Genomic DNA, 12,819 nt, shown 5'->3' with positions numbered 1-12,819 from the left:
CCTCGAGTCTGCCGCGCGACGCGGGCGGGCAAAAATCAAAAGAGGAGACAGTCAGTTGCATCCCGAATCACTCATCTCTTGAGCTTCCAGCGGCCGGACATCGGTCCGCCGGCACATGCCTTAACGCATGCGCCCGACCGTGCTCGATCGCCCAGTGTTTTGCCTGTTTGAACCAACCACAGCACCCTGGCGACATCAGGGGCCATTTGTTTTTTGTTCAGGTGTCTGGAGGAGATAAGCAATGAAATTTCGCGCGATCATGGGCGCTCTGTGCGCCGCGGGTCTGATGTGTGGCGTCTCGGCCGTGCAGGCTGCCGAGTCCGTCGAAGTGTTGCACTGGTGGACTTCGGGCGGTGAATCGAAAGCCGTCGGCGTCCTCAAGGACGACATGACGAAGCAGGGTTACACGTGGAAGGACTTTGCGGTTGCGGGTGGCGCGGGCGCGGCTGCCATGACGGCACTGAAGACGCAGGTGATCTCGGGCAATGCACCGAGCGCCGCGCAGATCAAGGGCCCGCTGATTCAGGACTGGGCTTCGCAAGGCGTGCTGGTGCCGATCGACTCCGTCGCGGGCGACTGGAAGAAGAACCTGCCGCCGGAAATCGACAAGATCATGCACGCGGACGGCCACTATGTCGCGGCGCCGTTCTCGGTGCATCGCGTGAACTGGCTGTACATCAATAAGGCGGCGCTCGACAAGGCAGGCGGCAAGGTGCCGACCACGTGGCCTGAATTCTTCGCGGTGGCCGACAAGATGAAGGCCGCGGGCATTCAGCCGATCGCGATGGGCGGCCAGCCGTGGCAAGACCTGACGCTGTGGGAAGACGTCGTGCTGTCGCAAGGCGCGGACTTCTACAAGAAGGCGCTGGTCGACCTCGACGAAAAGACGCTGACGTCGGACAAGATGGTCGGCGTGTTCGACACGGTCCGCAAGATCCAGGGTTACTTCGACGCGGGCCGCACGGGCCGTGACTGGAACCTGGCAACGGCGATGGTCATCAACGGCAAGGCCGGCATGCAGTTCATGGGCGACTGGGCGAAGGGCGAATTCGCCAACGCCGGCAAGAAGTCGGGCGCGGACTACGTTTGCGCCGCCGTGCCGGGCACCGAAAAGTCGTACACGTTCAACGTCGACTCGTTCGTGTTCTTCCAGCAGAAAGGCCAGAAGGCGGCAACGCCGGGTCAGCTCGCGCTCGCGAAGACGATCATGACGCCGGAGTTCCAGGAGCAGTTCAGCCTGAACAAGGGCTCGATTCCGGTTCGTCTGGGCGTCTCGATGGCGAAGTTCGACGACTGCGCGAAGAAGTCGTACGCGGATGAACAAACGGCGATCAAGTCGGGCGGCTATGTGCCGTCGCTCGCTCACGGCATGGCTCAGCCGGATGCGGCAGCCGGCGCGATCTCCGACGTCGTCACGAAGTTCATGAACTCGCAGCAGGATTCGAAGAGCGCAGTGACCGCGCTCGCGAAGGCAGCGAAGACCAAGTAAGTGAAGTAGCGAAGGGCGCGTCCGTCGAATGTATTAAGCGGGCGCGCCCTTCGCGCCGTTGATCGCGTGAATTCGCGCAATGCGGTGTGCGCTGTTTGCACTGCGCCTCGCATGCACGCGGCTTCACCTGACAGTTTCAGCAGGAGTCGAGTAGTGACTGCTTCTATCAGCGGAAACGGGAAAACGGCTAGCGTCGCCCGCCGCACGTCGCCCATGGCGGCCCTTGCCGATCGCTGGATTCCGAAGCTGGTGCTCGCACCCAGCGTCGTGATCAGCCTGATCTTCGTCTATGGCTTCATCGCCATCACCGGCTATCTGTCGCTGTCCAATTCGCGACTGATGCCTCGTTATGATTTCGTCGGTCTGGACCGTTATCGCGAACTGTTCGATAACGACGTGTTCTGGACCTCGGCTGCGAACCTCGGCTGGTTCGGCATTCCGTTTATCGGCATTTGCATCGGCCTCGGTCTCTTTCTCGCGATCCTGCTCGATCAGCAGATCCGCAACGAAGGCGCATTGCGCGCGGTGTTTCTGTATCCGATGGCGCTGTCGTTCATCGTGACCGGCACGGCGTGGCAATGGATCATGACGCCGAGCATCGGCCTCGAAAAAGTTTTCCACGACTGGGGCTGGACGAGCTTTTCGTTTAGCTGGCTCGGCGACCCGGACAAGGCCATTTTTTGCGTGGTGATCGCGGCGGTATGGCAATCCACCGGCTTCGTGATGGCCCTCTTTCTTGCGGGCCTGCGCGGCGTGGACGGCGAAATCTTCAAGGCCGCGCAGATGGACGGCGCGAACCTGCCCACCATCTATCGCAAGATCGTGATTCCGAGCATGCGTCCGGTGTTCTTCTCGGTGCTGCTGATTCTTTGCCACATCACGATCAAGACCTTCGACCTCGTCGTCGCGTTGACGGCGGGCGGTCCGGGCACGTCGTCGTCGCTGCCGGCTATCTTCATGTACACGTTTTCGTTCAATCGCGGGCAACTCGGCGTCGGCGCGGCATCGTCGATGATGATGCTCGCAACCGTCGTGGCCGTGCTCGTGCCGCTCATGTATCTGGAATCGAGGAGCACCCGCAATGCAGCCTAAGATGACGATCAGCCGTGCCGTCATTTACGCGGCCTTGGTCCTGTTTGCCCTGTACTTCCTGTTTCCGCTGTACGTGATGCTGTCCACGTCGTTCAAGGACATCGACCAGTTGCGCACCGGCAATCTGCTGACGCCGCCTACGCACTGGACCGTCGATCCGTGGATCAAGGCATGGAGCGGCGCGTGTACGGGTGTGCGTTGCGACGGCATGCAGCCGTTCTTCATGAACTCGGTGCGGATGGTAATTCCGGCGGTGCTGATCTCGTCGATCATCGGCGCGTTCAACGGTTATGTGCTCACGCACTGGCGTTTTCGCGGCGCCGATCCGATCTTCACGATGCTGCTGGTCGGCTGCTTCATTCCGTTCCAGGCGATCCTGCTGCCGATGGCGCGCTTCGAAGGCTTTCTCGGCCTGTCGAACACCACGACCGGCCTGGTGGTGGTGCACGTGATCTACGGTATCGCGTTCACGACGATGTTCTTCCGCAACTTCTACGTGAGCATTCCGGCTGAACTCGTGAAGGCGGCGCGTATCGACGGCGCGGGTTTCTTCACGATCTTCACGAAGATTCTGCTGCCCGTGTCGCTGCCGATTTTCATGGTCTGCCTCATCTGGCAATTCACGCAGATCTGGAATGACTTCCTGTTCGGTATCGTGTTCTCCGGCGTCGATTCGATGCCGATCACGGTGGCGCTGAACAACCTCGTGAATACGTCGACGGGCGTGAAGGAATACAACGTCGACATGGCCGGCGCGATCATCGCCGCATTGCCGACCTTGCTCGTCTACATCATCGCCGGACGCTATTTCGTGCGCGGGCTGACGGCCGGCGCGGTGAAGGGCTAACGCCTCGCAAACCATCCGAGCGCGGCGGCGTGTCCCGGCGCATAAACAAGACGTTTTCAAGCAGTACCAGAGACTAGAGGATTCACAGCATGGCAAGCCTTTCCATCCGTGACGTGTACAAGACCTACCCGAACGGGGTGCCGGTTCTGAAGGGTGTCAACATCGACATCGAAGACGGTCAGTTCCTGATTCTGGTCGGCGGCTCGGGCTGCGGTAAGTCGACGCTGCTCAATATGATCGCCGGCCTCGAAACGGTGACCAAGGGCGAGATCCAGATCGACGGCAAGACGGTGAACAACCTGTCGCCGAAAGATCGCGATATCGCGATGGTGTTCCAGTCGTACGCGCTGTATCCGTCGATGACGGTGCGCGAGAACATCTCGTTCGGTCTGAATATCCGCAAGGTGCCGAAGCAGGAACAGACGCAGATTGTCGACCGCGTGTCGAACACGCTGCAGATCACGCATCTGCTGGATCGCAAGCCGGGTCAGTTGTCCGGCGGCCAGCGTCAGCGCGTGGCAATGGGCCGCGCATTGGCGCGCGACCCGGTGATGTTCCTGTTCGACGAGCCGCTGTCGAACCTCGACGCCAAGCTGCGTATCGAGATGCGTTCGGAAATCAAGCTGCTGCATCAACGCCTCGGCACGACGATCGTCTACGTGACGCACGATCAGATCGAAGCGATGACGCTCGGCGACCGCATCGCCGTGATGAAAGACGGCATCGTCCAGCAGTTCGGCGCGCCGCAGGAGATTTACGACTCGCCGTCGAACCTGTTCGTGGCCGGCTTTATCGGCGCACCGCCGATGAACTTCATCCAGGGCAAGCTCGTCGAGCAGGGCGCGGGCGTGGGTCTCGAACTCGATACGGGCATTGCGCGCACGGCGCTGAATCTGCCGTTCGACTCGGCGAAGGTCAAGTCGCACGTGGGCCGTGAAGTGATTCTCGGCTTGCGTCCCGAGCGCATTACCGATGCTCGCGGCGCGCATGGCGATCACGCGAAGCTGCAACAGATCGAAGTGAAGGTCGACGTGATCGAGCCGACCGGGCCGGACACTTTGGTGTTCGCGCAGGTCAACGGCAAGCGCGTGGTGAGCCGCGTGCACCCGGCGTCGAATCCGCAGCCGTTGACCAACACGACGCTGCTGTTCGATACGTCGAAAGCGGTGTTGTTCGATCCGTCGAATGAAGAGCGCATCGCCTGATTTTTTGGTCTGATCGCTTGGCCTTGCCTCATTGAGAAAGCCCCTTGCGTCTCGCGACGCAAGGGGCTTTTCTTTTCTTCGCTTGGGCCGGCGGCGCCAGTCAGGCTTCCGGAATACGCAGGTCCGGATTGTTGCGTACGACTTCCGTTACCCACTCGGTGAACGCGCGCAGCCGCGAGCTCAGATTGCGGCGATGCGCGTACAGGATCGACAGCGGCGTGCCGGGGCTCGTGTAGTCAGTGAGAATTTCCTTCAGCACGCCGCGCTCGATCAGATGCGCGACCATGAAGCGCGACGGCTGAATGATGCCGTGGCCGAGTTCGCCCGCGCGAATGTAGACCGAGCCGTCGTTGACCGCGAGCACGCTTTTCATCGCGACTTTCACGGTCTCGCCGTTGACTTCGTATTCGAACGGAAAGGTCTTGCCCGTACGCGCCGACACGTAGTTGACCGCGCGGTGCTCGCTCAATTGATCGAGCGTGGTCGGCGTGCCGTACTTCTCCAGATACGCGGGCGAAGCGCAGGTGACGATACGCGCATGACCAATGCGCCTTGCGACGAGGCTCGATTCTTCCGGCGTGCCCATGCGGATCACGCAATCCACGGCGTCCTGAATCAGGTCGATGTTGCGGTCGGCGAGGCCGAGGCGCACGTCGATTTCAGGGTAGCGCCGGTAGAAGTCGTCGAGCGCGGGCAGCAGCAGCGCGCGAGCGAGCGTGCCCGACGTGTCGACGCGGATCGTACCGACCGGATTCTCACGCTTGTTCGACAGCGACGATTCGGCGTCGGCGACTTCCGCGAGGATGCGCACGCAGCGATCGTAAAAGAGCGCGCCGTCTTCGGTGACGCTGACCTGGCGCGTCGAGCGGTTCAGGAGGCGCACGCCGACATGCTCTTCCAGCGCCTGAATCGTGCGGCTCACTTTCGCGCGCGGCAGGTCGAGCGATTCGGATACTTTCGTGAAGCTGTTCGCCTCGACCACACGCGTAAAGATCTCCATCGCTTCAAAACGGTCCATGTTTGGCCTTCTTATGTGTAATGAGCGGAAATTGGTTTCGACGTGAAGTGTATAGGCTCGGAATAATGTTGTCGCAAGGGGTTGGCGCGCGACTCCGCTGATCCGGCTCAGTCTCCGCTCGTTCCACGCTCGTCGCCGCTCAGTCCCGATCCGGTGCGCCGAGCGGGAACAGCGGGCGGTAGGGCCGGGCTTCGTCGACTGCGCGAGCGAAAGACGGACGCGCCAGCAAGCGCTCGCGATAGGCGCGCACATGGGCGAACGCCGGGTCGATCGCGTGGCTCCAGTCGGCGTAAAAGAGCGCCGGCGCCGCCGCGCAATCGGCGAGGCTGAAGGTGTCGCCCGCGGCCCATTCGCGCGCCGCCATTGTTTTGTCGAGCCACGCGTAGGCCGTATCGAGCATCGCGCGCGCTTCCGTCACGCCGCGCACGTCGCGCTCGGCGTCAGGACGCAGGCTGTCGAACACGATCTTCTGTTGCGGCGTCGAAATATAGTTGTCGAAGAAGCGGTCCATGCTGCGCACGTCGAGCGCCGCGCGGGCGTCGGCGGGCACGAGCGCCACCGGCCCCGGATAGTGCAGGCCGAGATATTCGATGATGATGCTCGCCTCCGTCACCGTGCGCTCGCCGTCGACCAGCACGGGAAATCGCCTGATCGGCCACAGTTCGGCGAATTCGGCCATGATTTGCGGGTCGTCGTGCGCGAGCAGGCGGAATTCGAACGGCGTGCTGTTCTCGTACAGCGCGATGAGCGCCTTCTGGCAGTACGAGGAGAAAGGGTGTGCGTAGAGCTTGAGCTTCATCGTGATCGCCTTCGACGGTTGGACGGCTGCCGCGGCCGGGCAAGGCCGTTCACATCACGACGAGCGAGCGCGGCGCAAATCGACAAACGGCCCCCGTTCCAGTCGTGCCGACGCCGCGCCAGAAACCGCTAATGCGGCAGGCGCACGTTGAAGCGGAACGTCGCGAGCCGCGCCAGCAGAATGAACCCCGTGGCGAACAGCACGCTATACACGGTGTCGAAATTCACGTAGTCCAGCAGCACATACAGCCAGCAGCCGACGAAAGCGCACGTCGCGTAAGGCCGCGAATCGCGCAGGATCAGCGGCACCTCGTTGCACAGCACGTCGCGGATCACGCCGCCGAACACGCCCGTCGCCACGCCCATCATCACGGACGTGAACCAGGGCATTTGCGCGTCGTGCGCAATCGAGGTCCCCGCGATGCTGAAGAGGCCGAGGCCGATCGCATCGGCGACCAGCAGCACGCGCTCGGACAGCAGGCGCGAGGTCATTTTCAGCAAGGTCGGCGCGAACAGCGACATCACGAAGATCGCGATCAGATAGCCCTGATGCTCGACCCAGTAGAACGGCCGGCGCTCGAGCAGCACGTCGCGCAACGTGCCGCCGCCGAAGGCCGTGGCGATGGCGACGAGGAACGTGCCGACCGCGTCGAGGCGGCGCGTCCTCGCTTCGATGAAACCGGAAATCGCGTACGCAAAGATGGCCAGCGCCTCCATGAGGGAGAGCGCGAGTGTGAGTCTTGGATGGATCACTGCGGCTCCGTCAGCGGCCTGGCGTGAGCCGGCGCGGCGCCCGGCTGAAGCAGCACGACGACCGCGCCCGCGCCGCCGTCGTGCGGCCGCGCCTGGCAGAACGCGATCACTTCGTTCTTCTGCACGAGCCACGCGCGCACTTTGCCCTTGAGCACCGGTTCCTTGCCGATCGATCCCAGGCCTTTGCCGTGAATCACGCGCAGGCAGCGCAAGCCGCGCTTGACCGACTCGCGGATGAATTCCGCCAGCGCCTCGCGGGCTTCCTCGCGCCGCATGCCGTGCAGATCGATTTGCGCCTGCACGATCCAGTCGCCGCGCCGCAGTTTTCGCACGACTTCCTGGCTCACGCCGGGGCGGCAATAGGAGAGCGTCTCGTCGGTTTCGAGCAGCACCTCGGGATCGAATTCGTCGGAGATTGCTTCGTGCAGCACGGCTTCTTCATCGAGCAGGGTTTGCACGGGCAGCGGCGGCGGAGGATTGCGCGGCAACGATGCGCGCGGCGGCACGGCGAGCGGCGCGACTTCGCCGATTTCGCGGCGAAACAGATCGGCGTCCGCCGCGGCTTCGTGCCGTGCAGCCGTCGCGGCGGCGCGTTCGCGCTCGCGCTTTTGCGCGTCGACCTTCAACGCGTCGCGCAGTGCGCCGAGGCCGGCTAAGCCCGCGGCCGGCTCGATCTTCGGCGTCGCGGCGGGCGCAGCCGGTTCGCGCGCGGGCGTTGCCGCGGCGCGGACGCGCTTCGGCTCGTTCGGATGAGGGTGGTTCTTCGGCATGGCGGTAGTAGACGCGGATAACGATTCGGTCGCGCGGCGCCTCGCGTGATCCTGGTGCGGCTTCGAATAAAAAAGGCCGCCGGCTCATGAGCCGCGGCCTTTGATCCAACGAGCGGCCGGGCAACGCCCAGCCGCTATTTTACCGTTGCGTTCGCACGAAAGCGCTGCCGATCAACGCTCGGCTTCCTGGCTCATCGCGTGCTCGCCGGCCATCTCGTTGATGGTTTCCAGATAGCGCTGCGCGTCGAGCGCGGCCATACAGCCGGTGCCTGCGCTCGTGATCGCCTGACGGTACACGTGGTCCTGCACGTCGCCGGCCGCGAACACGCCCGGCACGCTGGTCGCGGTGGCAAAGCCGTTCAGGCCGCCCTTCGTGATGATGTAGCCGTTCTTCATCTCCAGTTGGCCTTCGAAGATGTCCGTGTTCGGCTTGTGGCCGATCGCGACGAACAGGCCCTGCAGCGCGATGTCGGTCGTCTCGCCGGTTTGCGTGTGCTTGATGCGCACGCCGGTCACGCCGGACTGGTCGCCCGTCACTTCGTCGAGCGTATGGTTCCACTTGATCTCGACCACGCCTTCCTTCTCTTTCGCGAGCAGGCGGTCGATCAGGATCGGCTCGGCGCGGAACTTGTCGCGGCGATGGATCACCGTGACCTTCTTCGCGATGCCCGACAGATAGAGCGCTTCTTCGACCGCGGTATTGCCGCCGCCGACCACGGCCACATGCTGCTGCTTGTAGAAGAAGCCGTCGCAGGTTGCGCAGGCCGACACGCCCTTGCCCATGAACGCTTCTTCCGACGGCAGGCCGAGATATTGCGCCGACGCGCCCGTCGAGATGATCAGCGAATCGCACGTGTATTCGCCCGAATCGCCGATCAGGCGGATCGGCTTTTCGTCGAGCTTCGCCGTGTGAATGTGGTCGAAGATGATTTCGGTGTTGAAGCGCTCAGCGTGCTCCAGGAAGCGCGCCATCAGTTCCGGGCCTTGCACGCCGTTGGCGTCGGCGGGCCAGTTTTCGACGTCGGTCGTGGTCATCAGCTGGCCGCCTTGCGCGAGGCCCGTGACGAGCACCGGCGCGAGGTTGGCGCGCGCCGCATAGACCGCTGCCGTGTAGCCGGCAGGGCCGGAACCGAGAATCAGAACCTTGGCGTGTTTCGTGGAAGTTGCGGGCATGATCGAATCCTTTTACGGCGCGCTGCCCGCCCATGCGGGCAACGCGACTTGGCTGAAACTGTAGATGGGTATCAGTCGGGCATTATAAAGGGCGGGGCCGCGGGCTGCTCCATGAAGCTTTCCGATCGCGGCGATAGCCCGGCGCGGGGCCTAAGCGATCAGCGCGCGTGGCCGATCGGCCAGGTTACCGTCATTTACAGCCTCATGCGGGGCACTGCGTTTACAATAGGCCGGATCGAAGTTTCGGGTCTTTCGGGTCGACGGCGCCGGGCTCTCTGCCGCGCCGAACGGCTTCGACCCGAGGCCCGGCAATATGCATCGGCCACACAAGCAACAGGATCAATGGCAAAAGCTCCTTATTCCGCGAGCGCGCAGGCATTACCGCACCGCATGTCGCGCCTCTTCACCGAAATCCGCTGGATTCTGCAGGTCGCGCTCGGCGTGTTCCTGCTGATGGCGCTCGTCAGCTACAGCCGCCGCGATCCGAGCTGGACGCACGCCGCGCAGGTCGATCACATCGCCAACTGGGCGGGCCGCGTGGGCGCGTGGACTTCGGACATTCTGCTGCTGCTGTTCGGCCTCTCCGCGTACTGGTGGATCGTGCTGCTCGGCCGGCACATTTCCGCGAACTACAAGCGCATTACCCGTCAGGACGAACCGGACGAAGACGCGCCGCGCGATACGACCTGGCTCGCGGACGCCTTCGCGTTCATGCTCGTGCTGCTCGCCTGCGACGGCATCGAGGCGCTGCGCATGTGGTCGCTCAAGGTTCAACTCCCGCGCGCGCCGGGCGGCGTGATCGGCGAGGCGGTCGCGCGCGGCGTGTCGCATGCGCTCGGCTTCACGGGCGGCACGCTCGCGCTGCTGATCGTGCTGGGCATCGGCTTGTCGCTGTATTTCCGTTTCTCGTGGCTCTCGGTGTCGGAGAAAGTCGGCGAGTCGATCATCTCCGCCGTGACTTTTGCGAAGCTGCGCCGCGAGGCCGGGCGCGACCGCAAGCTCGGCGAAGCTGCCGCGGTCAAGCGCGAGGGCAAGGTCGAGAAGGGGCGAGTGCGCATCGAGGAACATGAGCCGGTCGTGATCGTGCCGCCGGTCGTCACGCCGGCCAAATCCGAGCGCGTCGAGAAGGAACGGCAGGTGCCGCTTTTCACCGATCTGCCGGGCGATTCCACGTTGCCGCCCATTTCGCTGCTCGATCCCGCGCCCGCCGCGCAGGAAACCATTTCGGCCGATACGCTCGAATTCACCTCGCGTCTGATCGAGAAAAAGCTCAAGGACTTCGGCGTTGAAGTGAGCGTGGTCGCCGCCTATCCGGGCCCGGTCGTCACGCGTTACGAGATCGAGCCGGCCACCGGCGTGAAGGGCAGCCAGATCGTGAATCTGGCGAAAGACCTCGCGCGTTCGCTGTCGCTCGTGTCGATCCGCGTCGTCGAAACGATTCCGGGCAAGAATTTCATGGCGCTCGAGTTGCCGAATCAGCGCCGGCAGACCGTGAGCCTGTCCGAGATTCTCGGCTCGGCGGTTTATGCGGATGCCGCGTCGCCGCTCACCATGGGCCTCGGCAAAGACATCGGCGGCAAGCCCGTTTGCGCGGACCTCGCGAAAATGCCGCACTTGCTGGTGGCCGGTACGACCGGTTCGGGCAAGTCGGTCGGTATCAACGCGATGATTTTGTCGCTGCTCTACAAGGCGAGCGCCGACCAGGTCCGCATGATCCTGATCGATCCGAAGATGCTCGAAATGAGCGTCTACGAAGGCATTCCGCATCTGCTGTGTCCGGTCGTGACGGACATGCGCCAGGCCGGCCACGCGCTCAACTGGGCGGTCGCCGAAATGGAGCGGCGCTACAAGCTGATGAGCAAGCTCGGCGTGCGTAACCTCGCCGGCTACAACAACAAGATCGACGAAGCGGCGAAGCGTGACGAGAAGCTGCCGAACCCGTTCAGCCTCACGCCGGACGAGCCGGAACCGCTCACGCGTCTGCCCAACATCGTCGTCGTGATCGACGAACTCGCGGACCTGATGATGGTGGTCGGCAAGAAGGTCGAGGAGCTGATCGCGCGAATCGCGCAGAAGGCGCGCGCGGCCGGCATCCATCTGATTCTCGCCACGCAGCGTCCGTCGGTCGACGTGATCACCGGCCTCATCAAGGCTAACGTGCCGACGCGCATGGCGTTCCAGGTGTCGTCGAAAATCGACTCGCGCACGATTCTCGACCAGCAGGGCGCGGAATCGCTGCTCGGCATGGGCGACATGCTTTATCTGCCGCCCGGCAGCGGCTTGCCGGTGCGGGTGCACGGCGCGTTTGTGTCGGACGAGGAAGTGCATCGCGTTGTCGACAAGCTCAAGGAGCAGGGCGAGCCGAACTATATCGAGGGCATTCTCGAAGGCGGCGTGACGGGCGAGGGCGACGAAGGCTCGGCGGGCGCCGGAGGAAGCGGATCGGGCGACGGCGAGTCGGACCCGCTTTACGATCAGGCGGTGGACGTCGTGCTGAAGAACAAGCGCGCGTCGATCTCGCTGGTGCAGCGGCATTTGCGCATCGGCTATAACCGGGCGGCGCGCCTGCTGGAGCAAATGGAAAACTCCGGCGTGGTGTCGGCGATGTCGTCGAACGGCAATCGCGAGATTCTCGCGCCGGCGCGCGAGGCGGAGTGAGGTTGATTAAGGCATGCTGCGGTGAGGCGTTGGGTTTTTGTCGGCTGCCTTTACCGCTCTGTCTTTTTCGCTTTCTTCACCGCTTGTTCACCGCTTGTAACGTTCGTTTCCAAAGGTTCGCTCCTAAGACTCGCTTAAGGCTGCCTGCCTAAGCTTCGCGCAAAACCGCAGTCTTGCGCGGCAACACCGCTCATGACGATGCGCCGCCAACATCGCGGCCGCTCAACGAATTCAGATCAAGGGAGAAAAACATATGCAGCTATTCGCACAGCAGCATGCACAATCCGGCCGCGTCGGCCGCTTTGCGCATTTGGCTCGCGCGCTTGCGCGCACTGCGGGCACGGTGGCGATCGGCGCATCCGTGCTGGTCGCTTCGCAGGCGTTCGCGAGCGGCACCGAGCAGTTGAAGGCGTTCGTCTCGCAGGTTCACTCGGCGCGCGGCACCTTCGTCCAGCAGGAAGTGCGCGCGCCGGGCAAGGCGCAAGGGGCGAGCGGCGGGAGCGGTGCTAGCGGCGTGCTCTCCACCACGGGCGGCAGCAAGAACAGCACGTCGAGTGGAACATTCACGTTCGCGCGTCCGGGCAAGTTCATCTGGCAATACGAAAAGCCCTACGCACAACTGCTGCAAGCGGACGGCGACAAGCTTTACGTCTACGACAAAGACCTGAACCAGGTGACGGTGCGAAGCCTGGGCGGCGCGCTTGGCGCGAGCCCGGCGGCGATCCTGTTCGGCAGCAACGATCTCGACAAGAACTTCACGCTGCGCGATGCGGGCGTGAAGGCCGGCATCGACTGGCTTGAACTCACGCCGAAAGCGAAGGACACCCAATTCCAGCGCGTGGGCATCGGCTTCAAGGACGGCAATCTGCAAGCTATGGAATTGCACGACGTGTTCGGCAACGTGACCTTGCTGACGTTCTCGAACATCCAGAAGAATCCGCCGCTGCCTGCCGACGCGTTCAAGTTCACCGTGCCGAAGGGCGCGGACGTGATCAACGGCTAAATTGCCGCTGCAC

11 protein-coding genes are annotated in these 12,819 nt (G+C 63.3%); 6 read left to right on the top strand and 5 right to left on the bottom strand.

The genetic code is table 11. The features are described from left to right. The first annotated feature begins 241 nt into the window (after positions 1–241). The 4 genes from P0D87_RS16645 (at position 242) to P0D87_RS16630 (ending at position 4,633) form a co-directional block, all read left to right on the top strand. Positions 242–1,489, top strand: a complete 1,248-nt coding sequence (locus P0D87_RS16645) for an ABC transporter substrate-binding protein (RefSeq protein WP_006048510.1) — start codon at positions 242–244, stop codon at positions 1,487–1,489. Positions 1,490–1,642: 153 nt separating this feature from the next. Beyond that, positions 1,643–2,581 carry a carbohydrate ABC transporter permease gene (locus P0D87_RS16640; protein ID WP_006048509.1) on the top strand — a complete coding sequence of 313 codons (939 nt, stop codon included), beginning with the start codon at positions 1,643–1,645 and terminating at the stop codon, positions 2,579–2,581. After that, positions 2,571–3,428: a carbohydrate ABC transporter permease gene (locus P0D87_RS16635; protein ID WP_006048508.1), complete on the top strand. Its 858-nt coding sequence runs from the start codon at positions 2,571–2,573 to the stop codon at positions 3,426–3,428. Before P0D87_RS16640 ends, P0D87_RS16635 begins: the two co-directional genes overlap by 11 nt. An 89-nt stretch (positions 3,429–3,517) precedes the next feature. Next, on the top strand, positions 3,518–4,633 hold the full coding sequence (locus P0D87_RS16630; protein ID WP_006048507.1) for an ABC transporter ATP-binding protein: 1,116 nt from the start codon (positions 3,518–3,520) through the stop codon (positions 4,631–4,633). A gap of 100 nt (positions 4,634–4,733) precedes the next feature. Here the strand turns inward: P0D87_RS16630 and P0D87_RS16625 are convergent, their stop codons facing one another. The 5 genes from P0D87_RS16625 to trxB all read right to left on the bottom strand — a co-directional run bounded on the left by P0D87_RS16625 (position 4,734) and on the right by trxB (position 9,145). Then, positions 4,734–5,651: a LysR family transcriptional regulator gene (locus tag P0D87_RS16625; protein ID WP_053857687.1), complete on the bottom strand. Its 918-nt coding sequence runs from the start codon at positions 5,649–5,651 to the stop codon at positions 4,734–4,736. 139 nt (positions 5,652–5,790) lie between these two features. Next, the gene (locus tag P0D87_RS16620; protein ID WP_053857688.1) at positions 5,791–6,450 is read right to left on the bottom strand and encodes a glutathione S-transferase family protein; all 660 of its coding nucleotides are present in this window, start codon (positions 6,448–6,450) and stop codon (positions 5,791–5,793) included. A 128-nt stretch (positions 6,451–6,578) separates the two neighbouring features. Then, positions 6,579–7,199, bottom strand: coding sequence for a trimeric intracellular cation channel family protein (locus P0D87_RS16615; protein ID WP_029971883.1), 621 nt, complete (start codon positions 7,197–7,199; stop codon positions 6,579–6,581). Further along, positions 7,199–7,972 (bottom strand): Smr/MutS family protein, encoded by a 774-nt coding sequence (locus tag P0D87_RS16610; protein WP_053857689.1) that lies wholly within the window; start codon positions 7,970–7,972, stop codon positions 7,199–7,201. The genes P0D87_RS16615 and P0D87_RS16610 overlap by 1 nt, the downstream gene beginning before the upstream one ends. Before the next feature lie 171 nt (positions 7,973–8,143). Continuing rightward, positions 8,144–9,145, bottom strand: a complete 1,002-nt coding sequence (gene trxB, locus P0D87_RS16605) for a thioredoxin-disulfide reductase (protein WP_006048502.1) — start codon at positions 9,143–9,145, stop codon at positions 8,144–8,146. A 342-nt stretch (positions 9,146–9,487) separates the two neighbouring features. On the opposite strand from trxB, the gene P0D87_RS16600 reads away from it, so the two are divergent. Beyond that, entirely contained in the window at positions 9,488–11,803 is a 2,316-nt protein-coding gene (locus tag P0D87_RS16600; RefSeq protein ID WP_029971885.1) for a DNA translocase FtsK, read from the top strand. Positions 11,804–12,056: 253 nt separating this feature from the next. Beyond that, positions 12,057–12,806, top strand: coding sequence for an outer membrane lipoprotein chaperone LolA (gene lolA / locus P0D87_RS16595; protein ID WP_053857690.1), 750 nt, complete (start codon positions 12,057–12,059; stop codon positions 12,804–12,806). Positions 12,807–12,819: the final 13 nt, after the last annotated feature.

It is taken from the genome of Paraburkholderia sp. RL17-368-BIF-A (assembly GCF_046054045.1).
Classification (GTDB): Bacteria; Pseudomonadota; Gammaproteobacteria; order Burkholderiales; family Burkholderiaceae; genus Paraburkholderia; species Paraburkholderia graminis.
This window is presented reverse-complemented; position numbering and strand designations above follow the sequence as displayed.

Excerpts from the sequence above, each read along its gene's own strand:
- P0D87_RS16635 (WP_006048508.1), top strand. The coding sequence starts at position 2,571 with ATGCAGCCTAAGATGACGATCAGCCGTGCCGTCATTTACGCGGCCTTG.
- P0D87_RS16610 (WP_053857689.1), bottom strand. The coding sequence starts at position 7,972 with ATGCCGAAGAACCACCCTCATCCGAACGAGCCGAAGCGCGTCCGCGCC.
- P0D87_RS16645 (WP_006048510.1), top strand. The coding sequence starts at position 242 with ATGAAATTTCGCGCGATCATGGGCGCTCTGTGCGCCGCGGGTCTGATG.
- P0D87_RS16600 (WP_029971885.1), top strand. The coding sequence starts at position 9,488 with ATGGCAAAAGCTCCTTATTCCGCGAGCGCGCAGGCATTACCGCACCGC.
- P0D87_RS16625 (WP_053857687.1), bottom strand. The coding sequence starts at position 5,651 with ATGGACCGTTTTGAAGCGATGGAGATCTTTACGCGTGTGGTCGAGGCG.
- P0D87_RS16620 (WP_053857688.1), bottom strand. The coding sequence starts at position 6,450 with ATGAAGCTCAAGCTCTACGCACACCCTTTCTCCTCGTACTGCCAGAAG.
- P0D87_RS16630 (WP_006048507.1), top strand. The coding sequence starts at position 3,518 with ATGGCAAGCCTTTCCATCCGTGACGTGTACAAGACCTACCCGAACGGG.
- lolA (WP_053857690.1), top strand. The coding sequence starts at position 12,057 with ATGCAGCTATTCGCACAGCAGCATGCACAATCCGGCCGCGTCGGCCGC.
- trxB (WP_006048502.1), bottom strand. The coding sequence starts at position 9,145 with ATGCCCGCAACTTCCACGAAACACGCCAAGGTTCTGATTCTCGGTTCC.